Here is a 24,752-nt window from a genome sequence, read left to right as displayed (position 1 = left end):
CGCGCCCGTCTACAAGCGGACCAAAATCTGTAAATCTGCGTGAGTTTCCTCTAATGTTCAGTTAAGCCTCAGAAAGTTACCATGTCTAAAGCATCTGTATCTGAGCAGGTCGCGCGGAAAATCGCGTAAATATACCTAAAATTGCTGACAATTTGACAATCGATGAGGATGGGTCGGCGCGAGGCGTCGCGGTATTGCAAACTGAAAGGAAACTGAACAAAACGGTTTACTGCTTTATGGAGAAAGGAACTAACAGTGAACAAAACCCGCCGAATCGAAAAATTACAGGGTGGTAAAAATACGATGCTGATAATCCGGTAAATTACACCTGTGTAACCTTTCAGAAAGTATCTCTACCAGCGCGTATAGTATGGTCATTTGTCCTAACAAAAACCTACTTGATGCAAAAATGCGGGTTTTTGAAAAAACGTCCCCTGAAGCCCAAAACAAATTAACAAAACTCCTCGACAATTGCTTAGGAACTGCCGATACTTGAATATGTCAGCGCAACAAAGCACTGGACCGCTAGCAGGAAGTTATGCGGGTAATGAGGATCGAGGAATGATCCAGCGAGATAACATGTGAGGTCGTCATGTTTGATTCTGTTGGTTACGTAGCAATGCGGACCGCGCTGGATGGGTTGTCAATGCGTCAGCGAGTCATCGCCGATAACATTGCCAACATTCAGACGCCGGGATTCTTAGCCGGCAAGGTATCGTTTGAAAACGAACTGGCTCGTGCCGTTCAGTTTGGACACCCTGCCACCACGCATATCGCCACTGCACGCTCTTTGGAACCCACTCGCATCGACGGTAACAATGTCAACCTGGACACTGAGACCATTTCGAGTGTGGATACGGTACTGCGCTTTCAGCTGGCTACCCAAGCAATCAGTGGAGAATATACCAACATTCGCTCGGCCATGAGGACGACGTCATGACCACTTTTGGAGCAATCGGCATAGCTGGTACCGGGATGACGGTTAACCGTAAATGGTTGGACTGCATTTCGGATAACATCGCCAATATCAACACCACCAAGCCCATGAACGAGGAAGCCTTCCGGGCGCGTTACGTCGTGGCTCAGGCTGTTGATTATGGGCGTCCAGCCGGCACGATGGTATCGGGCATTGCGCTCGGTGGCACCGATGGTCGGATCGTGTACGACCCCCGCGATCCGAACGCGAACGAAGAAGGGTATGTCCGCCACCCAGATATTGACTTGGGATCACAGATGACCCAGTTGATTATGGCGCAGAGGGCTTACCAGGCGAACGCTGCGGTGGTGGATCGCGCAAAGTCCACTTATGAAGCAGCATTGCAAATCGGGAGGTAAGTAAGCCGTGCCTTACTCTGTAGACGGTATTGGTAGCAGGCTGACCAGTTCTTTGACCGGAACCCAGCAGCTGACCAATGACTTAGTACAATCCCTTGGGTTCTCACGTTCCGCAGCCACCCAAGCCGGTCCGGCACGTCTGGGCACCAACGCCCCGTCCGTCGCCCCGACCGGCACCGGTCTGACTCCGCAGGGTGGAGATGTCCGCGATGTCGCGGAAACCTCTTTCGGCAATATCTTTGCCGATGCGGTGTATAACATGCAGCAACGTGAGAGTACCGCCAAGAAGCTGGGTGTGCAGGCCCTCACGGGGCAACTCAATGATGTCCACCAATACACTATTGCAGCCGCAGAATCCCAGCTGACTATGGAACTGACCTCTACCATTCGCAACAAGGCAGTTGACATGTTCAATGAGATTATGAGGATGCAAGCATAATGCCACCGGTCATTGTAAACGCAGTAGATAAAGTAAAAAATACCGTCGGACAATTTTCCTTAGGACAAAAGACCCTGTCGATTATCGGGGTCGCGGTGCTCATTTTGGGCGGTGTGGTGCTGTACTCTTGGGTGGCAAGCCCTGATTACACCACGCTGTACTCCGGATTGACCGATAAAGATCAAGCTGCCGTGACTGAACAGCTTGATTCCCAGGGCATCAAATATCAGGTCGCCGACAATGGCGTGGTCAAGGTACCGGCGAAAGATGTGCAAAGCGCGCGCATGAGCTTGGCGGCTGCCGACCTGCCCGCCCAGCCCACCTCCGGTTACGCCGTTTTGGATAACTTAGGCGTGGCAGCTTCCGACTTCCAACAGCAGATGGCAAAGAAACGTGCTCTGGAAGGTGAGTTGGCAAAGACGATTGACACGATGGATGACATTGATAAGTCGTCCGTGGCGCTAGCCATTCCGCAAGAGACCGTGTTCGCCGACCCGAAGAAACCCGTCGCCACCACCGCTTCTGTGACTATCACCCCGAAGAATCGCAAAGACGTGTCTAATGACACGGTGCAGGCCATCATTAATATGGTCGCGGCATCTGTGCCTAATCTGGATAAAACGGGAGTGACCGTGGTCGATACGTTGGGCAACAGCCTGTCCGACAAGGTTGAAGGGGGCACTGCCGCGGCTTCAGAAATGGAAAAGAGCTTGGTCGACAAGGCTTTGGCAGTGGTGGAACCCCTGGTTGGAGCCGGTAATGCCCGTGTTTCGGCGCAAGTCGACCTGTCCCAAGACAATCAGGTGAAGACCACTCGGATCTATACCGACCCGGAGGGCGGGGTCAAACCGCTGTCCGCTTCAAACGCTGCCGAACAGTACAGCGGCGGTGGAGCAGTCGTCGGTGGCGTGCTGGGCCCGGATAACATTGGGAACCCTTACGAGCTGAATGGGAATAACGGTGGGAATTACACCAATACCCAAAATGTGCAAAACAACGCTGTCAATGAAGAAGTAACCCAGTCGACTCGTGCCCCTGGTGCGGCACTGCGTAAGTCCGTCTCGGTCGTGTTGAATCAAGAGACCGCCCGGCGCTTGGACATGGCTCAGGTGCGCGACATGGTGGCGGCAGCTACCGGTATTGACGCGGCGACTGGAGACGTCGTGAATATCTCGCGTTCTCCGTTCGATGACACCGCCAAGAAAGCTGCGGAAAAGGCTGCGGCGGATGAAGCTGCCGCCGAAGCCGCTGCCAAGACAGCTTCTCTGATTCGTCAGGCGGTTATCGCCGGGCTGATTATCCTGCTGCTGATTATCATCGCGGCGGTGGCAAAGAAACGTGCCAAGGCTCGTGAACGTGAGGCTCTGGACCTCGGCGAGCTGGATCAGCTACCCGATCCGTACACCTTGAGCGCTCCGGAAGAAGAAGCTCTCGAGATTGAAGCTGCCACGATTCCGGAACCTGAACCGGAGCCCGAGCCTGAGCCGGAGCCCGAGCCCGAACCGGATCCGATTCTGCTTAAGATTGAAGCCAAGCGCGAGGAAATTGCCGAACTGGCTCTCGATAAACCGCAACTGGTTGCTGAGCAGCTGCGCGCCTGGATGGGAGGTCGCTAATCATGGTAATGTCGCAAGCCCTGACTCTGAGCGGGCTGCAAAAAGCTGCCTTGTTGCTGATTCAAATCGGCAAAGACCGCGCTGCCCGCGTCATGAGTGAAATGAACGATGATGAAGTCGAGGCGCTGTCGGCTGAAATTCTGCGGATGACCAACGTACCCCGCGAAATCACCGCAGATGTCATTGACGAGTTCTATGAAAACTCCATAGCCTCCGCCAGTTTGCAGCTGGGTCGCGGTGGTCTGGATTACGCTCAGAAAGTCTTGGAACAGACTTTCGGTCGGGAAAAAGCTGCGGAAATCATGGAACGCCTGATGCAGGGAATGCAAGGACAGCCTTTTGACTTCCTGAAATCCGCCGACCCGCGGGAAATCGTGACCTTGGTTTCTGCCGAGCACCCGCAGACGATTGCCCTGGTGCTGGCGCATCTGCGTCCGGATCATGCCGCGCGAGTCATGGCAGGTTTAGGACCGAAGCTTCAGGGCGAAGTGGCAGTGCGCATCGCCCAGATGGAACGGGCGAACCCCGAAATGGTGGCGTTGGTCGCTGAGTCCCTGCAAAAGAAGGCTGAGCAAGTCATTAACTCCGAAGAAATGCAAGCTATCGGCGGTGTTGAACCGCTGGTCGACATCATCAACCGGGCGGATCCGGGCACGGAAAAGATGATTCTGACCGGACTGGAAGAACGCGACGAAGACCTGGCTGACGAAGTTCGCTCCCGGATGTTCGTCTTTGAAGACATCGTTATGTTGGAAGATCGTGGTATTCAGCTGGTGCTGCGGCAAGTCGACGGGGCTCGCCTGGCGATGGCTCTCAAGGGTACTCACGAAGATTTGCGTTCTCGCCTGATGAAGAACCTCTCCGAGCGTGCTCGCCAGAATGTTATGGAAGAAATCGACATGCTGGGCAGTGTGCGCATGAGCCAGGTGCAAGAGGCCCGTTCCGAAATCGTGCAGCTGATTCGCAAGATGGAGGAATCTGGACAAATTGTCATCCGCCGCGAGGAGGAAGACGAATATGTGGCTTGATCAAGACCTCTTGGAGGTCAAAGAAAACCAGCGTCGCGGCGGTGTGCCCAATCCGGTGGCTTTGTCTACCGCTGCTGGGTCGAACTCTGCCGGAGCCTTCCGCTTGGCAGGAGCGACAAACCAAATCAAGGGCGATGGGAAGTCATCGCAGGCTTTCGGATACGCGAAAGGCTTTTCCTCCGGGTGGGCTGCCGGTCAAAAGCGGGCGACTCGTGAAGCCGAACAGGAACGCCACATCCTCAATGAGGAGGCGCGTTTGGCTGAAGAATCTCGCACCGAGGCGTATGTCGACGCGATGGATGAGATCCAGGCTATCGCCGATGCGGTTTCTTCTCGTGATGCCCTGGTCATCGAAGAAATGAAAGCCGCACTGATGGAAGCGGCGCTGGATTTAGCGGAAGCCCTATTAGGGGCGGAACTGTCCGACGAACCGACTCGCGCCAAGGCAGCGTTACGACGAGCTTTGTCGATGAATGACCCGAAAGACATTGTGAAGGTCAATATGAACCCACAGGATGTGGCTACGCTGACCAGCTTGGGCGTGGATTGCCCGGTGGAGCTGGTTCCCGATTCGGAACTGGATCCGGGCGACGCGGTGGCTTACATGCCGGAGGGGTTGCTGGATGCCCGGCTGACTTCGGCTGTGCGGCGTGCGCGAGAGGCCCTGGCGTCCGCCCAAGCAGCCGAGGAGTGAGCGCCTTGGAGCTGGCCACTTTACCATCTTTTGTGAGTCTGCTGAATGCCTCACGTCCGCAGCGGGTCGGCGAGGTGGAATCCGTCGTGGGCTTGTCTGTCCGGGTTCGCGGTTTGCAGTGCTCCGTAGGTGAAGTCGTGTTGGTAGGGGACGACCCCGGTGTCCCCGCCGAAGTGGTGGCGCTGGATGCGGGTATCGCCTCGTGTATGCCTCTGGATAACCTGGACGGTCTGCGGGTCGGTTCCCCGGTGCGTGGTACCGGCTTACCTGCCACAGTTCCGGTAGGTCCGGCTCTGCTGGGACGGGTTATCGACGCTGCCGGACGCCCGCTGGACGGCAAAGGTCCTATCTATGCGGCTGACCGGGTACCGATTCATGGAGCGGCTCCCAATGCTTTGGAACGCGCCCGAATTGATATGCCGGTCGCGATGGGGGTGCGTGTCCTGGACACGCTGGTGACGTTAGGGCGCGGTCAGCGCATCGGCTTGTTTGCTGGTTCCGGGGTCGGTAAATCGACATTGATGTCGATGATTGCACGTGGCACGAATGCCGAAGTGTGTGTGATTGCCCTGGTGGGTGAGCGTGGACGGGAAGTCCGTGAGTTCTTGGAAGATGACTTGGGTGAGGAGGGTCTGTCCCGTTCGGTCGTGGTGGTGGCGACTTCGGATGAGTCCCCGATGCTGCGTAAACGCGCCGCCTTCACCGCCACCCGCGTCGCCGAGTACTACCGGGATGCCGGTCGCCACGTCCTGCTGATGATGGATTCCCTGACCCGTACCTGCATGGCACAGCGCGAAATTGGTCTCTCTGTAGGTGAACCGCCCGCCACGCGCGGCTATCCGCCTTCGACTTTCTCGATGATGGCGCAGTTGCTGGAACGAGCAGGTTCCGGTGCTATCGGGTCTGTGACCGGCATTTACACGGTGCTGGTGGACGGGGACGACCACAACGAACCCATTGCTGACCAGGCACGTTCTATCCTGGATGGGCACGTCGTGCTGGATCGGAAACTGGCGGTGGCGGGACACTATCCGGCTATTGATGCGCTGGGTTCTATCTCCAGGGTGGCATCCAAAGTCACGACGCGGGAGCAACGGGAAGCTGCAACCGCTTTGCGTCAGATTATGGGGGCAAAACGTTCCGTGCAGGACTTGCTGGATGTGGGGGCTTACCAGGCGGGCACCAATCCCGAGGTGGACACGGCAGTGAAATATGATGCCGAGATTGAAGCATTCCTGACCCAAAAGACTGACGAGAAGGTCGAATTCGATGCAGCTTGGTCGCAACTGTTCGACCTCTATCAGGCTTTCAAGTCTGAGGAAGTGGCATAGGGGTGGTGTAAATGGTGGATCGCGCGTTTCGTCTCCAGGGTTTACTGAATTTGCGTCAGCTGCAAGAGGATCAGGCGGCAGGTCGTCTCGCCTCGGCTCACGCTGACTTAAACCACGCTGACCAGCAACTGTCCTCGGCGCGGGAACGGCTCGGTTCCATGCAGACTTCCGGAGCCACCAACCTCGCCGTCGCTGCGGCGATGCGTAACGCGGCAATGATGCAGATTAAAGAGGGAATCGCGCGAAAAGAGTACGCGCAAGCGGTGGTCGATCAGCGTCAAGATGAATGGCAGGGAGCGCGGCGCCTGACTGCAACCTTAGAAAAACTTGAAAATCGTCATGCGGAAGAAGTTATTGCCGATGACTTACACAAGGAACAAGTTGTCCTCGATGAGTTAGCGTCTCATATGGGCAACTCTGGCAGTGCCACGGAAGGCAAAACCGGTGCGGAACTGCGTGTCCGCACAAGGAGGGAGACGCTCCCGGAGGAGCCTGTGGCAGGCTCGGTCGGTCAGCGATACCCGGCTTTTGCCGAGGGAGGTAAATTGTGAGCCTGGCTAGTGTCCAGTCACGAATCAGTGCGATTCAAGACATGATTAACGCGTTGAATAATCACGGTCGTCCCCCGGTCTCTGTGACCGAGAGCGGGGCGGCTGGTTCTGCGTCGAAAACTTCCGGGACTTCCGGAGATTTCAGCGCCAAGCTAGCCAGCCAGATTTCCGCGGCTAACAAGTCCACGCCCACCCGGGCCTCCGGAAAAGGGGAAATTCAGGGAGTCCCGGGGACAGCTGAAGCTTTTGTGGAAAAGGTGCGCTCCTACATCGGGGTGCCTTACGTGTGGGGTGGTACGGATCCCGCCAAGGGACTGGATTGCTCCGGATTGGTGCAAACTGCTGCCAGGCAGGTTGGGGTGACGCTGCCGCGCGTCACTTATGATCAGCAGCATTCCGGCGTGGAAGTGGACGGGATTAAGAATGCGAAGCCAGGCGACCTGTTGATTACGCGCAATTCTGGGCACGTGGCGGTTTATGTCGGCAACGGTAAAGCCATTCATGCGCCACGTCCAGGCAAGACCGTGACGGAAATTAACGTTTCTGACTTGGGTCCGATTGTGACCATCCGTCGCGTCATGCGTTCCGCTGGCGATGCGCCCGGAGCTGCTCCGGTAGCAAATCCGCGCCCCGCCCCGCATCACGCAGTCGCACCTCGGAGGTCTTCGGCTGGCACGCCTTCGCCTGTTCCTGCGGTGCGGGAAAATCCCGCAGCTCCGAGCCACGCCAGCGCGACGACACCGGGTGCGGCGGGGTCAGGTTTGGCGAGTCTGCTGGGAGCTTTGGGCAATACGTCTCTGCCACAAAATAACGCTGTGCCTGGCGCAGCGAACCCCGGTGCGGCAAATTCGGGCAACTCGTCCGCTGACTTGGCAGCTGCGCTGGTAGGAGCTTTGTCAGGAGCGGGGGCAGGCACGGCGGGGGCCAATCCGCTGGCTTCTTTGTTGGGTACCGCCAATTCGAATAATTCTTATAGCTCGACACTGCTCAGACAGTTCCTGGGAGGGTCCTCCCTGTACGGGGCTAACGCTGCCGGTGGCTTGGGGGCTTTGATAGGTAACCAAGGCACGATGGGAGCCAACGCAAGCCTGAGCAATACCGCTTCGTCCTTAAGCGCGTTGGGCGCCCTACGTTCTTCTCTGGGGGTGTGACATGATTGATATTAAGGACACGAATGCGGCAGCGATTGCTGCCCAAGCCGCTTCATCTGGCGCGAAAGCTGCCGACACCACTGCTTTTGAGTCGCTCATGAGTGCGTTAGCGACCGAAGCGCGCACTCCCGCGGCAGGCGTGGCGCGTCACGGGGAAAACCACCCCGACCCGGCTCGTGATTCCCGCCCTGCTGCGGCAAAGCCTTCCCACGCGCGGACCCCCGAACCGGTGGCGACGGTACGCCCGTCCAGTACCCGTCGTGGTGCCACCAATCGACCGGAGGAAGCGCGAGCCGACAAGCCGGCGCGCCCGGAACGACTCGAACGCAACGAGCGCCCGGGTCGCCCGGAGCGACCCGAAAGAGTTGCGGCGCAGGATCAGACCAGCGATGGTAAGCGCGCCGAAGACGCGAAATCCACAGATAAGCCGGCTGATGATGCGAGCAAATCGGCTGATGCGGCGCAAACCTCAGATTCCACTTCCGTTGCGGAGACTACTGCGACTGACGCGATGGCAGCGTCAACCGGGGTGAATGTCGCTGCCGAGATTGTGGAAACGCTGACGGAAACCCCAGTCGCAACGCCGGAAGTTTCCCCGGAGGAACCGAACGTTTCGCTCACCTCAGAGGAAACCGCGGCACCTGCCACGACCCCACTGGTGAACCCTGCAGAGTCGGCTCCGGAAACTGTGGAAGTCGCTCCTGTGCAGCCTGAAACCGCTCCGGACACTCCAGAGCTTCCCGCTGCGCCCACCACGACAGCGCCGGAGTCAGAACCAATCGACGGGGCAGACATTGCCGCCCAGTTGAAATCTGGCAAAGCCCCGTCGCTCCTCCCGACACAGCCCGAGACCGTGGCTCCCGTGATGCCGGAGGGAATCGAGCCTGCACAGATTATGGCAGAAGCGGTGGCGGCAGCTGCGCAAACCGCTGGTAACAGCGCAAATACTACAGCTGCGGGAGGGGCTAACGCGGGGACCTCCGCGGTGAGCGCCGTGTCCGGTACTTCTGCTCAGACCACCCCCGTGGCTTCCGCCGCGCCGGCTGCCGCTCCTGCCGTATCCACCCCGAACCCGGTGAGCCAGGCTGCGCCGACTTACGCCCCGAACCTGAACCAACAGCTTTTTGATCAGATGCAACACCAGCTGTCGCGGTTGAAAATGTTGGGTCAGGGTCAACACCAGTTGAAGTTGGCTATCAACCCCGAGACCTTCGGTCCGGTGCGGGTGGCAGCGAACTTCCACGCTGACGGCACTGTGCATTTGCAGCTGCTGGGAGCGTCGGAGGCGGCGCGCGAGCAGCTGCGCCAAGCCCTGAGTGACTTGCGTCGCGACCTGGCGTCTACCGGGTTGCAGGCGGATTTGGATGTGGCGACAGACGCCCAAGAGTTTGCCCAGTTCACGGGCGCGGGAGCCGGTTCTTCCGACAAGGAAGCCGGACAGGCTCGCCAGGCGGGCGCAGCCGGAACGGATGGATCCGAAACTGAAACAGAAAACGTCGTGACCCAGCCGAAAGTCGGTGATGTCCTAAAGGACGGCACTGACGGTTCGGTGGATATGTTCGCGTGATTGTGAGGAGAAGATAATGCCAGTTGATGCAGTAGGCGCCGGGGCTAATCCGATTGTGGATAACTACACAATCGGGGCGAACGCCAAGGCAAAAGAGGACGCGAAGACCCTCGCCACCACCAAGGAAATGAGCCAGGCGGAGAAAGAAGCCCTGTTCCTTAAGAAAATGAACCAGGGACAGAAAACTGACAAGGCTGCTCAAACGAAGGAAAACCCCGGCAAACTGGGCAAAGACGACTTCATGAAGCTGCTGTTGGCAACGTTGAAGTACCAGGATCCGACCGAGCCCATGGATACCGCAAAACTGCTGGAACAGACCTCGACCATGACGAACATGGAACAGATGATTCAGATGACCGAGGCTTCCAAGAAGTCTTTTGAGGCGCAACAGCGCGCTCAGGGTACGACCATGGTCGGCAAGACCGCCGTGTATGACGCGGTTGATGCCCAGGGCAACGCCGTGACCACCGCCGGAAAGATTGATGCTGTCGAGTTCCTGGCTGACGGTAAGGTCTTGGCTCATATCGGCAAAGAAAAGGTGGAGATGTCTGACATCCTGGGTATTGCGGACCCGACGGAAAATTCACCGTTGGATAAAGCCATTAGTGATGCGGTGAAAGAAGGTAAAAAGCCCGGTGCGGCTGCCGAACCTCAGAAGACACCAGCAGCTGCGGGAGCTGCCGCTGCTGCGGAAACCACGCCGGGGCAAACGGGAGCGACTCCCACCCCGGCGACACAGACTAATAATCAAGCAACCAACACTCCAGCCCCCGCGGCTTAATCTAGTAAAGGAAAAGAGAAAATGTTACGTTCACTGTTTACCGGGATTTCGGGCTTGAGTGTCCACCAGACCATGCTCGATGTGACTTCCAACAACATTGCTAACGTCAATACCACTGGGTTTAAGAGCGCGTCGACTCGTTTCGAGGACACGTTCAGCCAGCTGGTGCGTTCCGGGGCAGCCCCCCGACTGAACGAACGTGGCGGGATGAACCCCGCGCAGGTCGGTTTGGGTGTGAAGCTCCAGTCCATCACCCAAAACTTCACCGGCGGCGCTGCCCAGATGACGGGTCGTAACCTGGACACCATGATTAATGGCGACGGGTTCTATGTCCTGCGCAAAACGAACGGTTCCAGCGTCTACACCCGTAACGGCTCCTTTGGTTTGGACGCCCAAGGTCAGGTCGTGGCGGCGGACGGCTCGTTCGTACAGGGCTGGATGGGAGACAAGGACGGTACTATTAACGCTTCGGGTACCCCCGGCAATATCACCTTGCCGTTAACCAAGACGGTAGAAGGCAGACCGACTACCAAGGTCATTTACGGTGGCAACATTCCCGCTGACCAGATTTACATGGATCCGACCGGCTCCAAGACTTCCCCGGACAACGCGTTCCAGCGTTCCCAAATCGTGCACGCTTACGATGACAAGGGCAACCCGCACGATGTCCTGCTGACCTTCGCGCGTAACGATTTTGCCAATCCGGGTTCGGAACCAATGTGGGAGCTGCGTGCCTATGATGCAAACGTGTTCAAAGAATTGGACGAAACTCAACGTGAAAAGCTCACGACAGATGGCGGGGCGCGCATCGCATTAGAGGTTGAAGACGGCGGTTCGGTCAGCATCGGCGGTTCAAAGGTCAAACCTGCTGATGGCGATGGCGTATTGAATTTCAAGTTTAAGACCGACGGTACCTTGGACGAGGATTCCCTGAAAGCCATGAAGACCGTCAAATTCAAGCTCGATCAGGTGAATGTGAAAGAAACGGCGGTCCCGAAGGTGTCAGAAATTTTGCAGCCGAACGTCACCAAGCAGCCGATTAACCTGGATCTATCGGCTCTGACCGGCTTCGGTGGGGTTAATAACTTCGGTCAAAAGCAGGTCGATGGCAATATGGCAGGCTACATGACGGGGTACTCGGTCGAGGCTGACGGCACAATTCGCGGCACGTTCTCGAACGGGGATAACCGTGCGTTGGCACGTATCGCTGTGGCGAGCTTTGCCAACCCGCTGGGCTTGGAAAAGGCGGGCAGTTCTTACTTCGTGGAAACGGGTAACTCTGGTCAGCCCCAGATTGGCGAAGCCGGCACCGGTCAGCGTGGCGCCATGACGGGTGGCGCCATCGAAATGTCGAACGTCGACCTGGCTGCCGAGTTCACGAACCTGATTCTGTCCCAGCGCGGTTTCCAGGCGAACAGCCGGGTCATCACCACCTCGGATGAAATCCTGCAGGAACTGGTGAATATGAAGCGCTAGGTCAGGGACGGACCGGGAGTGAGTCAGGGGTGAAAATTCCAGCATAATTCCCGGAAAAATCCCGAAAAACCTTTAGATTTCAGAAAACGCACCGAAGTTAAGGAAAATCGCGGAGAGGAGCAGCCATGATTGCGTTGACACGCTTGGGCGGGTCGGACTTTGTCCTGAATCCCGACCTGATTGAGCGCGTCGAGTCAACGCCTGACACGATTATCGTCATGGTGGATGCTACCCGCTACGTGGTTTCCCAGACCGTGACCGAAGTCATCGCACTGATTCGTGAGGATCGCGCCCGCCTGCTGGCTCGCGTGGAGGAACTCATCCAAGATGATTCCCGGACTTTGGCTTCCGCGGCGAAGCTGACCGTGGTGAACATACAGAAAGATTCGGAGGACTAAGTATGGATCCCGCAGCAATTGTTGGCGTAGTTGGCGCACTGGCAGCCGTAGTAGCCATGCTGTACATGGAGGGTGCTGAGATTTCAAACATCTTGCTGCCCCCTCCGATGATTCTGGTGTTCGGCGGAACCGTCCTGGCAACGATGGCGTCTTTCACCATGAGGGACTTCCTCTATGCGTTTGGCAGGATTCCAAAGGCCTTTACCGCCAAGGTTCCGGATGCCACCGACGCGATTGACACCATTGTGTCGCTGTCGGAAAAGGCTCGTCGCGAAGGTTTGTTGGCGTTGGAAGATGCTGCGAAGGGCATTGAAGATCAGTTCATGCGCGAGGGTCTCATGGCAGCCATTGACGGTATGGATCCCGAAGATTTGCGGTCTATGCTGTCTGACAAGATTGAGGCTCGTAAGCAATCGGATAAATCCGCCTACGGATTCTTTAAGCAAGCCGGCGGTTATGCCCCGACTATCGGCATCATCGGCACCGTGATTTCTCTGGTCCACGTGTTGACGCAGTTGTCCGAGCCAGAAACCTTGGGTCCGCTGATTGCTTCGGCTTTCGTGGCTACCCTGTGGGGTCTGATGAGTGCGAACATGATTTGGTTGCCGCTTTCCTCCCGGATGGAGAGGATTTCAACGCTGGAGTTGGCGCGGATGGAAATCGTCACGGAAGGGCTCATCAGTCTGCAATCCGGAGCGAACCCGCGTCAGGTCGGTGAACGTCTGCGCTCGTTGATTCCGCCGAACCAGTTAAAGGGTGAAAAGGGCGAAAAAGCCGCCTAACCCGAACTTGTGACCCGAACACCAATTTCCCGTAACTCACCGAGAGGAGGCACCTACCGTGGCCAAGCGTAAGCATGAATGCCCGGAACCTGATAACACCGAGCGTTGGGCAGTATCCTACCTGGACATGATTACCGTCATGATGTGCCTGTTCCTGGTGCTGTACGCGATTTCACAAGTCGACCAGGGCAAGCTGTCGAAACTGCGCACCTCCCTGGCGGCAGGTTTCAATTCCACCATCCAGATTGCCAATCCCCTCCAAACCGATGGCGGATTGGGGATTTTGGCAGGGTCCACCTCGGCGGTGCAGCTGGGGACCCTAATGGGGAACCTGAACCAAAATCCTGAATCGCAGCCCGAACGTATCCAAGCCATGCGGGAAGCCAGTCACCTGAACTCAATTAAGAAGCAGGTCGAGGAACAATTAAAGGACGCCGGCAAGGAAGGCTCCCTGGCAATGCGGATTACCGACAAGGGCCTGGTGCTGGGTATGGTCGCCAACGACACCTATTTCAAGACTGGCGATGCGACGATTCAGCCCACTGCGCGGGAAGTCTTGAAAGCAATTTCGCCGACCCTGATGTCTATCGAAGAGGGCATCGCCATCGAAGGTTACGCTGACCCGCAGCCAATTTCCAGTGCAAAATTCCCCTCGAACTATCACTTGGCTTCGGCGCGGGCTATCGAGGTGCTAATTGCCCTCAAAGATGACGGCGTGCCCGGAACGAAGCTGCGTTCGATTTCTTATGGGGCAGACCATCAGACTGAGGCTACTCCCGGTCAGGATGCTTGGGCTTTCAATAGGCGGGTGGATATTGTAATCATGTCAACCGCGAAGGATTCTGTCCGTGCCCTCTTGCCCGATGCGGCTAAACAGCTTTCCGGAGATGGCAACATTGCCCCGGCAGCGCCCCAAATCGGACCGTCTCCGCAGCCAGCGTCCCCGGAGGGCGCTCAAAGCTCGGAGGGAGATGCGGGCTGAGGTGCGGTGAGTTCAGCGAGCTGTGACGTGAGGAAAGCTATAATTCTGACGTCAAGCAGCCCCGAGAGCAGGACTTTATAGGTAACGTAGAGAAGGATAATGCGAGTCGCCCCGGTGTCGGTGATTTTGAGAGTCTCTGACGCGGTGCGATTCTAAACACAGACCAAAACCGGCCACAATGGTCAGGACTTTAGGGAGGAAATATGCCAGTCGGAGTTGGAGCGAAACCAGCGGGAGGCACCGCAGCAAGACCGGCCCCAGCGGTCGCTAAGCCGGCTGCGCCCCCGACCGCGCCCCCGGCAGGAGCGAATCCCGGCGGTGGCGGTGGCTTGAAAAAGATTCTCGTCATCGTCCTGATTGTGGTGATTTTGGCAGTCTTAGCGGTAGGTGTGTTCCTGGCGCTGAAACTGCTGGGTGTTTTCGGCGGGGGAGGCGACGAGGACACTCCGAAGCCTGCGAAAACCACCAAGGCTTTAGTGATGGGTGAACTGTCGGTATCGACCGGGGAGCCACTCAGCATTAACCTCGATGATGGTTATATGTCGTTTGCTGCCACGATTTACTTTGATCAAGATGTCAAGGCAGAAGGCGAGGGTAGCTCAGAAATTGATCCGTCCCCGGCTCGTGACGCGGCTTTGCGGATATTCAAAGGCATGAAGAAAGAAGACTTTGATAAGTCCGGTGCAATAGAGGAACTGAAAAAGAAATATACTGCGGAGCTGAACAAGAGTCCGATTCCGCCGTATCACGGACACGTGGTAACCGTTCAGTTCACCACTTTCGCGTATCAGTAAATCTCACTGGTGATACCGGGGACGCCCTGATACGGGAGACGATTCTTTCTCATAACGCCAGGAAACCCCCAAATCTACCGGTTGACCTGGATAAAATGGACAGCGATGGCAAAGACAAATATCGTTCAGACCGACGTGGATGCGAGAGTTTACGACTTTAGTAAACCGATGAAGCTCCCGCGCGAGTACGCGCGCATTATGGAGATGGCCCTGGAAGCCTTCACCCGACACTGGGTTAATCAGCTGGTGGGACGCCTGCATGTGGTGATCACCGGCGAAGTCGGGGATTTGTCCATGCGTTCCTACGATGACTACATTAAGACCCTGCCTAATCAGACCTTGATGGTGATTATCGATTTCCAAGGGGGGCGCAACAAGGGGGTCCTACAGTTTCCTCGTCAGACTGCTCTAGCCTGGGTCGATCACCTGCTGGGTGGCACCGGAGACGTGGAATCCACTCCGGACCGGGAACTGACTGAGGTGGAAGTTTCTGTACTCATTGACTTCCTCAAGCGGGTGCTGGCTGACCTCGATATAGCTTTCCAATCCATGCTGCCGCTGGACAGTCAGTTCCGCACCATCGAATATGCTCCGCAGTTTGTGCAGGTCGTAGACGGCTCCACCCCGGTGCTGTTTGCTCCGATTACTTTGACTGCGGGGGAACATCTGGACGACTGCTCCATCATGATGCCGGTGTCGATGATTACGGATGCAATCCATCAGGGGGACGTGCACGATACTCGTACCGAACAGCAAAAGGCGGAAGCCGCGGCGGTGCGTCAACACCTGGTAGATACGTTAGAAGACGTGCCGATTGGGGTAGCGGTGCGTTTCACTCCGCGCAATGTTAATCCGCGCGAACTCGATGGTCTGGCTATCGGTGATACCTTACCTTTAATACACCCGACTTCCCGACCTCTAGACTTGGTGGTTGGGGATTTGATTTTGGCAGAAACCGCTGCTGGAACTTCCGGGTCGCGTCTAGCGGCGATGGTGGTTTCCGTTAACAAAGGAGAAAAGAAATGAGCGTGACCCCGAACCAGGTACTGGAAGCTGCCCAGGCAGCCATCCCCCTGCTGCCCTCGACCACGGAGCTCACCGCATCCTCGTGGGAGCCTGGCGACCCGATGCCGGGTGCTGATTCTCCCGCCGTTGTCACGACTTTATCCTCCGAGGAATCCCTGCAGGTGTGTTTGGTGGCGTCCTCCATCATTGCCGAGGCATTAGAGGGCGCGGAGGGAATGACCCAGACCCAGGCTTTGCTGCCGGCGTTGCAAGCGGCTGCCTCTTCCCTGGGCACCGGGGTTATGGAAGATACCACCGAGGGCACGGTTGATGACCTGCTGAACAGCGAGGACTGGACCAAAGTCACTTTGGTGGCAGACGGCACAGTGGAAGGCTGGCTGGCAGTACGCCCCGCACCGGCAGCTCCGAATTCTGCCCCCGCGGAGGAAGCTAAAGCTGCCCCGGAGGGTCCAATCACCCAATCTACTGCCACTCCGGAACAGCGTGCGGAGTCCATGAAGCTGCTCTATGACGTCGAGATGACCTTGACGGCAGAAATCGGGCGGACCAAGCTGGCAGTGCATGACGTGCTGGATTTGTCCCCCGGCTCGGTAATTGAGCTGGATCGTTCGGCAGGTTCAGCTGCTGACGTGATGGTGAATGGTCGCTTGATTGCTCGCGGAGAGATTGTCGTGGTTGACGAAGAATACGGCATCCGCATTACGGAAATTGTCTCTCTGGCGGATCAACAGAATCAGAGCCAGTCCTAGCGGGTTGAATCAGTCGGAAAGGTGTGCGCAGTGAGCTTGCTGGGCGTTTTACAGACCGGTGCGGCGTGGACGACGCTCGGTTATGTTCGCCTCAATGGCTTTGTCGCTACCCTGGGTAGCGCCACCACTGCAGATCCGAACAGTCCCAGCCCGACCGGTAACACGAAGTTGGTCGGACCGACTCCGACAGCTCCCGCGACCACTCCTGCAGGGAGCGCCCCACCGAGTTCCCCTGCCACTGAGGTGGTTACCCCGACCGCGCCTTTTGCCGGTGCCCCTGCCGAGAATCCCATGATGGTATTTCTGCGGTTCATTGTGGGAATCGTGGTGGTGTTCCTGTTGATGTGGTTGTTGTGGCGCTGGGTGAAACGTACGAACCTGGGTGATTACGAGGGACCGGGGTTGCGTTTGGTGTCTCGGTTGCAGCTCTCGCGGGTGTCACAAGTCGCGCTCATCGAGATTGGGGGACGGATGTTCCTGGTGGGGGCGGGGGATTCTGCCGTTACTCCAATCGCTGAGATTTATGACACCGAGGAAATGTCTGCGGAACTCAGCGCTGCTGCCGAGGCTTTTCAAGAGCGCGCAAATCAGCCAGTCTCCAGACCTTTTGGGGAGTTGCTGGCGCGGGCGACCAAGCGAGTCGAACGCGGAGTGGCGCGCCCCGCTCCCGACCCGGCACGTCGGGACGCTACCGAGACTCGACCCGCGGCGCAGAATCGCCCCGCCGTGCAGACTAAACCCACCAAGTCCACCCGCCCTGCCCAGGTAAAGCCGAAGTCGCAGGTCACCGAGGCACAGATGGATGCCCTCGCAGCGCAGATTGCCGCCGAATTCGGAGCGAAAGGACCGCGTAAACCTGTCGCGAACGACCCGGCAATCCCCGCGAAAACAGCTGTGACCAAACCCGCAAAGACCACCAAAACGCCTGTGGCGGAAACTCCCTCTACCACGTCACAGAGTGCCACTACGGGCGGTGAATCCGCATGAGCGAGCTGCTGCTGGCGCAACACGCCGCTTCGGTGGCGGACTTTCAAGCCTATGCCCAGGCGCGTCAGGCGCGTCAAGCGCGACGTCAGGCAGCGTTTCGCCAGGCGGTGCGCGAACAGTACCGCACCAGTGCGGCGCGTTGGGAACGCCTGGGAGTCACGCTGACTTTACCTCCCGATTTTACGGTGGATACCCTCGCTCCCGTACACGGGACTGTTGATACCGCTCACTTGGCTCAGGAAGACCGTGAACGCGCCCGTCGTTCGCGTTATGGTTTCGGGCTGAAGCGTCGGGAACTCAACCCCGCACAGCGCGTGTCTCGTCTGCGTCTGCAGCTGGTCTGGTTCCTGGCGGTTATCGCGGTGTTTGCCATTAATTTTTCGATGCCCCATGCTTCCGCTGACCCTGCCGCTGGGATTACTCCTATCGCGTCCGCTGCCAGCCAAGCGACAACCCCCGGCAGCACCGCAATGGGTCAACCAGGACAACCCGCCCTTGTAGGAACCGCAGGAACCATCCAGCCGGGACAAACCAACCCGAATCCGAATCCGGGGGACATTATCGGTCCTGCTGACCCCAACGCGCCGGTTAATCCGGAAAAACCGGGCATCCAACTCAACGTCAACGGCTGGGACAAAGCGCCGTCCACCGCGGTGTTGGTGTTCCTGCTGATTACCGTGCTTTCAATCGCGCCGTCACTGCTGCTGATGATGACGTCCTTTACCAAGATTTTCATCGTTCTGGCGATGGCTCGTAACGCCATGGGACTAAACCAAATCCCGCCAAATCAGGTTATTTCTGGATTGGCGATATTCCTGTCCCTGTTCATCATGAGTCCCACTATCACGTCAATCTGGCAAGATGCGGTGCAACCCTATATGGACGGCAAGATTCAAGTGCAGGACATGTTCAAACTCGCGGAAAAGCCGGTGCGTGAGTTTATGGGACCGCTGACCCGCGAGGAGGACATCGCCCTGATGACCCGCGCCGCGGACCGCCCCAACCCGCCCAGTCTGGAAGAAACCCCCTTTACCACCCTGGTGCCAGCGTTTATGATTTCTGAAGTTCGTTCCGCTTTCATCATCGGGTTTGTGGTGTTTATTCCTTTCTTGGTTATCGACCTGGTCGTCGGTGCTGCCCTCATGAGTATGGGTATGATGATGCTTCCTCCGGTGATGGTTTCCATGCCGTTCAAAGTATTGCTGTTTGTCATGGTTGACGGATGGGGCTTGCTGACCAAGACTTTGATAGGAACGTACCGATGAATTCTTCCGCAGTTTTGGACCTCGCGCTGACCGCCATGTTGATGGGCGCTAAGCTGTCAGCACCCATTTTGATTACTTCCTTGGTCGTGGGTTTTCTGATTTCACTGTTCCAGTCCATCACCCAAATCCAAGAAGTCACACTGACTTTCGTCCCCAAGACCGTTGCTGTGGGGATTGCCCTGTACATTACGGGTTACTGGATGCTGCAAACCCTGGTCACTACCACCGAAGACATGATGGCGCGGATTCCAACCCTGCTTAATTCTTAGGGCGAGGTGTGCCGTGACCGTCAATCTCGCTTTATTCACCGCGTTCGCTCTGGCTAGCGTGCGCGCTACGGTCTTTTTGGCTTTCTGTCCCCCCTTCAATAACCGCGCCATTTCCGGACGTATCAAAGCGATGCTGGGCGCAGCTCTCGGGTTTGCCTGCATGGGACGCATCGGACCCGTAGACCGATCGGACGTGTTCCTGTTTGAGCTGCTGATTCAAGCCCTGATTGGTTTCGCGATGGCGGTAATGGTGCGCATTATCGTCGCGACGCTCCAGATGGCAGGTTCGCTGATTGACTTTGAAGGCGGTTTCGCGATGGCACAAGCATTCGACCCGCTCACCATGACGAACCAGGCGACTTTTGGGCGGGTCTATGAGCTGTCGGCAATGGCGATGCTCTTTGCCACCAACGGCTACCAGCTGCTGATATTGGGGCTGGCGCGGTCATTTAATGCCATGCCGATAGGTGCTGCCTTTGACATGGGTAACTATGCTGACCGCCTGGTATTTCGTTTCGGAGAACTGATGGTGGCATCCATCGAAATCGCCGGACCGCTGCTGCTGGTACTGTTCCTCACCGACATGGGTCTGGGTTTGTTGACCAAGGTGGCGCCGGCGATGAACGCCTTTACACTGGGCTTCCCCCTGAAGATTATGATGACCGCGTTCACCGCGCCGCTGATTATGGTGGTGATTCCACAGGTCGTGGACAAACTGATGGATAAAGTCATGGTGAGTTTTCAGGGGGTGTTCCAGTGAGCGATTCCGGGGAAAAGACTGAAAAGGCCACTCCGCGAAAACTAAAGAAAGTTCGTGAAGAAGGTGGCCTCCAAAAATCTCAGGATCTGACCGGCTGGATTTCCCTGGCAGCCGGGGCAGCCCTGCTCCCGTCCCTGATAGACACGGCGTTTCAAAATGCGCGCCGCCAGACGATTACCGCGGTCACTTTCACGAAAATCCCCTCCCAGTCCGAACTGGTTGGATACCTGGGCAGTTCCCTGGGAACGATTGTGTGGACGCTGCTGCCGTTTATGCTGGCGATTTTGCTGATTGCGGTGATGGTAAACATCATCCAGGGCAGAGGGGTGTTCCCCTCTGCCAAACACTTGAAACCTAAATTGCAGAACCTGAACTTGGTCAAAGGCATCAAGAAAGTGGTTGGCGTCCAGGCGTTGTGGAACGGGTTAAAAGCACTGCTCAAGACCGTTGCGGTGGGTGTCGTGCTGTACGTGGTGATTTCCGGGGTCACCGAGGTGATGGGGGCAGCGGGGCATATCTCCTTGTGGAATCTGATTGCCTACGGTCAAGGCAAGATGTGGCTGCTCATCTGGGCTTCGGTCATTGCCGGCATCGTAGTGTCCGTTTTGGATGCACTGTTTATCTTTAAAAAGAACCAGAAACAGACCAAGATGTCCAAACAGGAAATCAAGGAGGAATACAAACAGGACGAAGGCGACCCGATGATTAAGTCCCAGCGCCGCTCTCGTGCCATCGCCATGAGCCGCAACCGGATGATTGCCGACGCCGCTAATGCTGACGTAGTGGTAGTGAACCCGACCCACTACGCGGTCGCCCTGAAATACGAAGCGGGACAGGGCGCCCCGAAAGTCTTGGCGAAGGGTGTGGATCACGTGGCAGCGCGGATTCGTGAAGTCGCCCAAGACTCGAAGATTCCCCAGGTAGAGGATGTTTCGTTGGCGCGTACCCTGTACTCTACGGTCGAGGTCGGGGCGGCGATTCCGGAGGAGCTTTATACCGCGGTTGCTCAGGTCCTGGCGTTCGTGTTGATTTTGAAAAAGCGCGGGACGCGTGGGGGAGTTCACAAGATGCCGTCTTACCTGTTTGCGAGGGAGTCCTGACAAAGTGTGTCGTATCCCTAAAAAAGTAGGAAAATCTAATGTAAAAGACCCGTTTGCCGATGTTCGGACGGTAAGATATAGCAGGAATGGAGTCCCTGGCGGTGAGGAGACCGGCACGTGAAGGGCAAGATTGATGCCGCCACAATTTCGAGGCTGATAGTCCCCGTGGGGATTGTCGGCATCGTTATGTTGCTCGTTTTCCCCCTGCAGCCGTGGATGATGGACCTTTTCCTCACCATGTCCATCATGTTGTCCATGATTTCCCTGCTCACCACCATGTTCGTGTCCAAGCCGTTGAATTTTTCAGTGTTTCCGACCTTGGTTTTGGTGCTGACCCTGTTCCGACTGAGTTTGAATATCGCTTCGACCCGACTGATTTTGACGCCCGGATCCGGGGGAGGCTCCGGGAAAGCTGGCAAGGTCATTGAAGCGTTTGGGACTTTCGTGGTCGGCGGTAACTTCGTCGTCGGCATGGTGGTGTTCGTCATCCTGGTCATCATCAACTTTGTGGTCATTACCAACGGCGCGGGACGTGTCGCCGAAGTGGGGGCGCGTTTCACCTTGGACGCTATGCCCGGTAAACAGATGGCTATCGACGCCGACTTGAACTCCGGACTCATTGATGAAGAAACCGCTCGTGCCCGGCGCGCTGAAATCGCCTCCGAAGCTGACTTCTATGGCGCTATGGACGGTGGTTCCAAGTTCGTCAAAGGCGACGCTATCGCGGGTATTGTCATCACTATCGTCAACCTCATCGCCGGGTTCATCATCGGCATGGTCGTGGAAGGGATGCCGGTCGGTGATTCAATCTCGACATATTCCCAGCTTACGGTCGGTGACGGTCTGGTCTCCCAGATTCCCTCCCTGCTGATGAGCCTGGCTACCGGTGTCATCGTCACCCGTTCCAAGGACTCTCCCGAGGGCGGTATCGGCGGAGACTTTTCACGTCAGCTGACCCAGTCCTTTGCCGCGCTGTTCATCGCCGGGGTGGCGTGCGTCCTGATGGGAATTATTCCGGCGATGCCAAAAGCCCCGTTCTTTATCATCGGCGCTTTGCTGCTGTATGCCGGGTGGCGTGCGATGGCAAAACTTAAGCAAGTCGAAGCCGAAGAGGAAATCATAGTCGAGGAGGACGACTCCAAGCCTGCCGGCGAAACCCCCGAACAGCTCATTGAACAGATGCGGGTTCCGGCTCTTGAAATCCTCCTCGCTCCCGACCTCATCGACCTGGTGGGCGCGAACACCGACACTGACCTGCTGGCACGAGTGCGCGGTCTGCGCCGCAAAGTGGCACTCGAGTCGGGCTTTGTCCTGCCCCCGGTGCGGACTCGTGATTCCGTAGACCTGCCGGTATCCACCTACGTCATCCGCATGTCCGGGGTGGAAGTCGGCCGCGGCATCGCCCCACCCGGAAAAGTTCTGGCACTGGGCGACATGCTGGATGACCTCCCTGGTGACGTTACCAACGAACCCGTGTTCGGTTTGACCGGTAAATGGATTCCCGTGGAGCTGCGCTACAACGCGGAGCTGGGAGGAGCCACCGTGGTGGATCGAGTCTCCGTGCTGATTACTCACCTGGGGGCGCTGGTCAGCGAGAACGCGGCGCGACTCCTGTCTCGTGAAGACGTGCGAATTCTGGTCGATGGGGTGCGCCAGACGAACCCGAGCGCGGTAGAGGAACTAATTCCGGCGATGCTGTCTCTGGGTGAAGTCCAAGTGGTGCTCCAGGGTCTGCTGGAAGAGCAGGTCCCCATCCTGGACCTGCCCCGCATTTTTGAGGCGCTGTCTGTCAAGGGCAAACAAACCACCGAGCCGGAGCAGCTGATTGAAGCAGCTCGGGCGGAGCTGGGTCCCTCGATTGTCGCAAAATATGTGATGGACGGGGTGCTGCGGGTGATTACTTTGGATCCGATTTTTGAGCAGTCTCTGTTGGAGAGCGTGCGTCCCGGCGATGATGGCTCGCAGCTGGCTCTAGATCCGGACCGGATGGAGAATTTCCTGAACCAGACCCGTGAAGTGACCGAGCAGGCAGAGCAAACCGGATTTTCTGTTGTTTTAGTTTGCGCGCCTGTCTTACGCCCAGCGCTGCGAAAACTTGTTAACCTTGGTATAGCGCGCTTGCCGGTGCTGTCATACACCGAAGTGTCGGGCGCAAAAGTAATGATCGAGACGATGGGAACGATAAGTGGCAGCCACGCGATATCTGGTTGAAGGCGATCGCCTTGACGTCCTCATCGGCCAAGTGAAACGCATGGGTCGACGGGTCACCGTGCTCAAAGCGGAAAAAGTCCGTAAGGGCGGTCTGGCCGGGATGTTCGCCAAGGAACATTATGAAGTCCTGGTGGAAGTCGAGGGGGTCGGTGAACCGCCCCAGAGCTTCCGCAACGCTACCGGCACCCCTGCTGCCGCTGCTGCTGCCGCGAGCGCTAAGCCCAAGCCCATCCACAAGACTCTTTCGGAACAAGCTGATGAAGCTGGCTGGGGACAAAAGAAACAGGCTCCCCCCGGCGCTCGTGAACCTGGCGATACCGCTGCGGTTCCCGCCGCTAAGACCGTGCGAGACGACGACGGCGCGATTTCCCCCACCAAGAAAGACCCCGGACTGGAACACCTGCTTGACGAAGCTCGTTCCCAGCTCAGCTCCAACACCGAAGCTGCCCAAGCCCAGCTGGAAGCCCAAATGGCACAAATGGGAATTGGGGATGCGGCTGCTCTCATCAACGATACAAAGCCAGAATCGGGCATCCCGGCTGTGGCGGGTGAAGCTTCCGCCGTAACCGGTGCAATCGGGTCCCTGACACGACCTGCCAGCGGGGCTTTTGATGCGCGCCTCCAGGGGGCGGCAGCGCCGGGCGCTACGGCGGGACGTATCATCACCTCCACTCCGCGTGTTGCTCCCGGTCCGAAACTGCCAGCAGCAGCGCTGAGTGAACTGGGATTCCCCGCGGAGTTGTTCGCCGGGGTGCCCGGTGGAGAAAAGTTGGCGGAAGCCGTCGCTAACGGCACTGTCGACACCAGCGAAATGGCGTTGAATGATGTGGTCGCAGCGCTGCCCGAACCGGTGCCGCTGCTGGAAAAGCCTGGTTCCACGATTGTGGTGGTGGGTTCCTCCCCGATTTCTCTGTCGATTGTAGAAACCGCGCAACGTTTGGCAGGTCGGCTGGGACAAGATGCCTATTGCGTACTGGGCGGACCAAAGACGACCCTTCCTGGCGAAGCGTTGCGGGCACGCTCTGGTGAAGAGCTGAAGTCCTTGATGGAGGAACATCCGGGACAGACCTGTGTGTTGGCTCTGGCAGATTCGCTCATTGAAGCGCATCGACGCACCATGGCGAAGCTCATCTCGGTTATTTACGTAGATCAAACCTGGGCGGTAGTCGACGCGCGCAATCCTGCGGATAAAATCGAGAGTTGGATTCGCGGTCTGCCTGACGCGATACGTCCCGATGCCCTGGCGGTTCAGCGTATTTGGGAATCTGACCATCCCGGCGCCCTGTTTGAAGTGGGCATTCCCATCGGCATGTTGGACGGGGTCCCCGCGCGCGGAGAAGCCTGGAAGATGCTGCTGGAAGACATTTTCGCCGGCGCACACTGATTCCCTCGCCAATAAACCGGTGTCTTTACCTCGAATTTTGGCTCTGTTTGGGCGTGAGGTTCCCTGGATTTTTGGA

The 24,752-nt window shown here is 57.4% G+C and carries 25 protein-coding genes; all 25 read left to right on the top strand.

The window, feature by feature from the left end; all coding sequences use genetic code 11:
- The first annotated feature begins 592 nt into the window (after positions 1–592).
- The 25 genes from flgB to HMPREF0576_RS06905 all read left to right on the top strand — a co-directional run bounded on the left by flgB (position 593) and on the right by HMPREF0576_RS06905 (position 24,676).
- Positions 593–940, top strand: coding sequence for a flagellar basal body rod protein FlgB (gene flgB, locus HMPREF0576_RS07025; RefSeq protein WP_004007580.1), 348 nt, complete (start codon positions 593–595; stop codon positions 938–940).
- Entirely contained in the window at positions 937–1,335 is a 399-nt protein-coding gene (gene flgC, locus HMPREF0576_RS07020; protein WP_004007579.1) for a flagellar basal body rod protein FlgC, read from the top strand. Before flgB ends, flgC begins: the two co-directional genes overlap by 4 nt.
- A gap of 7 nt (positions 1,336–1,342) precedes the next feature.
- Complete coding sequence (gene fliE / locus HMPREF0576_RS07015) at positions 1,343–1,774, top strand: flagellar hook-basal body complex protein FliE (protein WP_004008826.1); 432 nt, start codon at positions 1,343–1,345, stop codon at positions 1,772–1,774.
- Positions 1,774–3,390: a flagellar basal-body MS-ring/collar protein FliF gene (gene fliF, locus HMPREF0576_RS07010; RefSeq protein WP_004011287.1), complete on the top strand. Its 1,617-nt coding sequence runs from the start codon at positions 1,774–1,776 to the stop codon at positions 3,388–3,390. The genes fliE and fliF overlap by 1 nt, the downstream gene beginning before the upstream one ends.
- 2 nt (positions 3,391–3,392) lie before the next feature.
- Positions 3,393–4,418, top strand: a complete 1,026-nt coding sequence (gene fliG, locus HMPREF0576_RS07005) for a flagellar motor switch protein FliG (RefSeq protein WP_004007576.1) — start codon at positions 3,393–3,395, stop codon at positions 4,416–4,418.
- Complete coding sequence (locus HMPREF0576_RS07000; protein ID WP_004008829.1) at positions 4,408–5,112, top strand: FliH/SctL family protein; 705 nt, start codon at positions 4,408–4,410, stop codon at positions 5,110–5,112. The genes fliG and HMPREF0576_RS07000 overlap by 11 nt, the downstream gene beginning before the upstream one ends.
- Positions 5,109–6,443, top strand: a complete 1,335-nt coding sequence (locus HMPREF0576_RS06995; protein WP_004008830.1) for a FliI/YscN family ATPase — start codon at positions 5,109–5,111, stop codon at positions 6,441–6,443. The genes HMPREF0576_RS07000 and HMPREF0576_RS06995 overlap by 4 nt, the downstream gene beginning before the upstream one ends.
- Positions 6,444–6,454: 11 nt before the next feature.
- Positions 6,455–6,994 carry a flagellar export protein FliJ gene (locus HMPREF0576_RS06990; protein ID WP_004007573.1) on the top strand — a complete coding sequence of 180 codons (540 nt, stop codon included), beginning with the start codon at positions 6,455–6,457 and terminating at the stop codon, positions 6,992–6,994.
- Positions 6,991–8,145, top strand: coding sequence for a C40 family peptidase (locus HMPREF0576_RS06985; protein WP_004011286.1), 1,155 nt, complete (start codon positions 6,991–6,993; stop codon positions 8,143–8,145). The genes HMPREF0576_RS06990 and HMPREF0576_RS06985 overlap by 4 nt, the downstream gene beginning before the upstream one ends.
- A 1-nt stretch (position 8,146) precedes the next feature.
- Positions 8,147–9,712, top strand: coding sequence for a flagellar hook-length control protein FliK (locus HMPREF0576_RS06980; protein WP_004011285.1), 1,566 nt, complete (start codon positions 8,147–8,149; stop codon positions 9,710–9,712).
- Positions 9,713–9,728: 16 nt separating this feature from the next.
- Positions 9,729–10,493 (top strand): flagellar hook assembly protein FlgD, encoded by a 765-nt coding sequence (locus tag HMPREF0576_RS06975; protein WP_004007570.1) that lies wholly within the window; start codon positions 9,729–9,731, stop codon positions 10,491–10,493.
- A gap of 21 nt (positions 10,494–10,514) precedes the next feature.
- Positions 10,515–11,969 (top strand): flagellar hook protein FlgE, encoded by a 1,455-nt coding sequence (locus HMPREF0576_RS06970; protein WP_004011284.1) that lies wholly within the window; start codon positions 10,515–10,517, stop codon positions 11,967–11,969.
- A 125-nt stretch (positions 11,970–12,094) separates the two neighbouring features.
- Positions 12,095–12,367, top strand: a complete 273-nt coding sequence (locus HMPREF0576_RS06965) for a flagellar FlbD family protein (protein WP_004007568.1) — start codon at positions 12,095–12,097, stop codon at positions 12,365–12,367.
- A gap of 2 nt (positions 12,368–12,369) precedes the next feature.
- A complete protein-coding gene (locus tag HMPREF0576_RS06960; RefSeq protein WP_004007567.1) occupies positions 12,370–13,149 on the top strand; it encodes a motility protein A in 780 nt (259 codons plus the stop codon).
- Positions 13,150–13,207: 58 nt separating this feature from the next.
- A complete protein-coding gene (locus HMPREF0576_RS06955) occupies positions 13,208–14,131 on the top strand; it encodes a flagellar motor protein MotB (RefSeq protein ID WP_004007566.1) in 924 nt (307 codons plus the stop codon).
- 203 nt (positions 14,132–14,334) lie between these two features.
- Positions 14,335–14,925, top strand: coding sequence for a flagellar basal body-associated FliL family protein (locus HMPREF0576_RS06950; RefSeq protein WP_004011283.1), 591 nt, complete (start codon positions 14,335–14,337; stop codon positions 14,923–14,925).
- Positions 14,926–15,030: 105 nt separating this feature from the next.
- The gene (locus HMPREF0576_RS06945; RefSeq protein ID WP_004007564.1) at positions 15,031–15,951 is read left to right on the top strand and encodes a flagellar motor switch protein FliM; all 921 of its coding nucleotides are present in this window, start codon (positions 15,031–15,033) and stop codon (positions 15,949–15,951) included.
- Positions 15,948–16,700 carry a flagellar motor switch protein FliN gene (gene fliN, locus HMPREF0576_RS06940; protein WP_004011282.1) on the top strand — a complete coding sequence of 251 codons (753 nt, stop codon included), beginning with the start codon at positions 15,948–15,950 and terminating at the stop codon, positions 16,698–16,700. Before HMPREF0576_RS06945 ends, fliN begins: the two co-directional genes overlap by 4 nt.
- Positions 16,701–16,730: 30 nt before the next feature.
- Positions 16,731–17,687: a flagellar biosynthetic protein FliO gene (locus tag HMPREF0576_RS06935; RefSeq protein ID WP_036324339.1), complete on the top strand. Its 957-nt coding sequence runs from the start codon at positions 16,731–16,733 to the stop codon at positions 17,685–17,687.
- Positions 17,684–18,952, top strand: coding sequence for a flagellar type III secretion system pore protein FliP (fliP, locus tag HMPREF0576_RS06930; protein WP_004011280.1), 1,269 nt, complete (start codon positions 17,684–17,686; stop codon positions 18,950–18,952). Before HMPREF0576_RS06935 ends, fliP begins: the two co-directional genes overlap by 4 nt.
- A complete protein-coding gene (locus HMPREF0576_RS06925; protein WP_004007560.1) occupies positions 18,949–19,221 on the top strand; it encodes a flagellar biosynthetic protein FliQ in 273 nt (90 codons plus the stop codon). Before fliP ends, HMPREF0576_RS06925 begins: the two co-directional genes overlap by 4 nt.
- A gap of 13 nt (positions 19,222–19,234) precedes the next feature.
- Complete coding sequence (locus tag HMPREF0576_RS06920; RefSeq protein ID WP_004007559.1) at positions 19,235–19,981, top strand: flagellar biosynthetic protein FliR; 747 nt, start codon at positions 19,235–19,237, stop codon at positions 19,979–19,981.
- Positions 19,978–21,081: an EscU/YscU/HrcU family type III secretion system export apparatus switch protein gene (locus HMPREF0576_RS06915; RefSeq protein ID WP_004011279.1), complete on the top strand. Its 1,104-nt coding sequence runs from the start codon at positions 19,978–19,980 to the stop codon at positions 21,079–21,081. The genes HMPREF0576_RS06920 and HMPREF0576_RS06915 overlap by 4 nt, the downstream gene beginning before the upstream one ends.
- A gap of 117 nt (positions 21,082–21,198) precedes the next feature.
- Positions 21,199–23,292, top strand: a complete 2,094-nt coding sequence (gene flhA, locus HMPREF0576_RS06910; protein ID WP_004007557.1) for a flagellar biosynthesis protein FlhA — start codon at positions 21,199–21,201, stop codon at positions 23,290–23,292.
- Positions 23,267–24,676, top strand: a complete 1,410-nt coding sequence (locus HMPREF0576_RS06905) for a hypothetical protein (RefSeq protein ID WP_004011278.1) — start codon at positions 23,267–23,269, stop codon at positions 24,674–24,676. The genes flhA and HMPREF0576_RS06905 overlap by 26 nt, the downstream gene beginning before the upstream one ends.
- Positions 24,677–24,752 lie beyond the last annotated feature (76 nt).

The organism is Mobiluncus holmesii ATCC 35242 (genome assembly GCF_000185445.1).
Lineage (GTDB): Bacteria > Actinomycetota > Actinomycetes > Actinomycetales > Actinomycetaceae > Mobiluncus > Mobiluncus curtisii.
This window is presented reverse-complemented; position numbering and strand designations above follow the sequence as displayed.

Coding starts and splice junctions, on each gene's coding strand:
- HMPREF0576_RS06965 (WP_004007568.1), top strand. CDS start 12,095: ATGATTGCGTTGACACGCTTGGGCGGGTCGGACTTTGTCCTGAATCCC.
- HMPREF0576_RS06925 (WP_004007560.1), top strand. CDS start 18,949: ATGAATTCTTCCGCAGTTTTGGACCTCGCGCTGACCGCCATGTTGATG.
- HMPREF0576_RS06970 (WP_004011284.1), top strand. CDS start 10,515: ATGTTACGTTCACTGTTTACCGGGATTTCGGGCTTGAGTGTCCACCAG.
- fliN (WP_004011282.1), top strand. CDS start 15,948: ATGAGCGTGACCCCGAACCAGGTACTGGAAGCTGCCCAGGCAGCCATC.
- flgC (WP_004007579.1), top strand. CDS start 937: ATGACCACTTTTGGAGCAATCGGCATAGCTGGTACCGGGATGACGGTT.
- fliF (WP_004011287.1), top strand. CDS start 1,774: ATGCCACCGGTCATTGTAAACGCAGTAGATAAAGTAAAAAATACCGTC.
- HMPREF0576_RS06950 (WP_004011283.1), top strand. CDS start 14,335: ATGCCAGTCGGAGTTGGAGCGAAACCAGCGGGAGGCACCGCAGCAAGA.
- HMPREF0576_RS06980 (WP_004011285.1), top strand. CDS start 8,147: ATGATTGATATTAAGGACACGAATGCGGCAGCGATTGCTGCCCAAGCC.
- HMPREF0576_RS06990 (WP_004007573.1), top strand. CDS start 6,455: ATGGTGGATCGCGCGTTTCGTCTCCAGGGTTTACTGAATTTGCGTCAG.
- HMPREF0576_RS06945 (WP_004007564.1), top strand. CDS start 15,031: ATGGCAAAGACAAATATCGTTCAGACCGACGTGGATGCGAGAGTTTAC.
- HMPREF0576_RS07000 (WP_004008829.1), top strand. CDS start 4,408: ATGTGGCTTGATCAAGACCTCTTGGAGGTCAAAGAAAACCAGCGTCGC.
- HMPREF0576_RS06975 (WP_004007570.1), top strand. CDS start 9,729: ATGCCAGTTGATGCAGTAGGCGCCGGGGCTAATCCGATTGTGGATAAC.
- flgB (WP_004007580.1), top strand. CDS start 593: ATGTTTGATTCTGTTGGTTACGTAGCAATGCGGACCGCGCTGGATGGG.
- fliP (WP_004011280.1), top strand. CDS start 17,684: ATGAGCGAGCTGCTGCTGGCGCAACACGCCGCTTCGGTGGCGGACTTT.
- fliG (WP_004007576.1), top strand. CDS start 3,393: ATGGTAATGTCGCAAGCCCTGACTCTGAGCGGGCTGCAAAAAGCTGCC.
- HMPREF0576_RS06960 (WP_004007567.1), top strand. CDS start 12,370: ATGGATCCCGCAGCAATTGTTGGCGTAGTTGGCGCACTGGCAGCCGTA.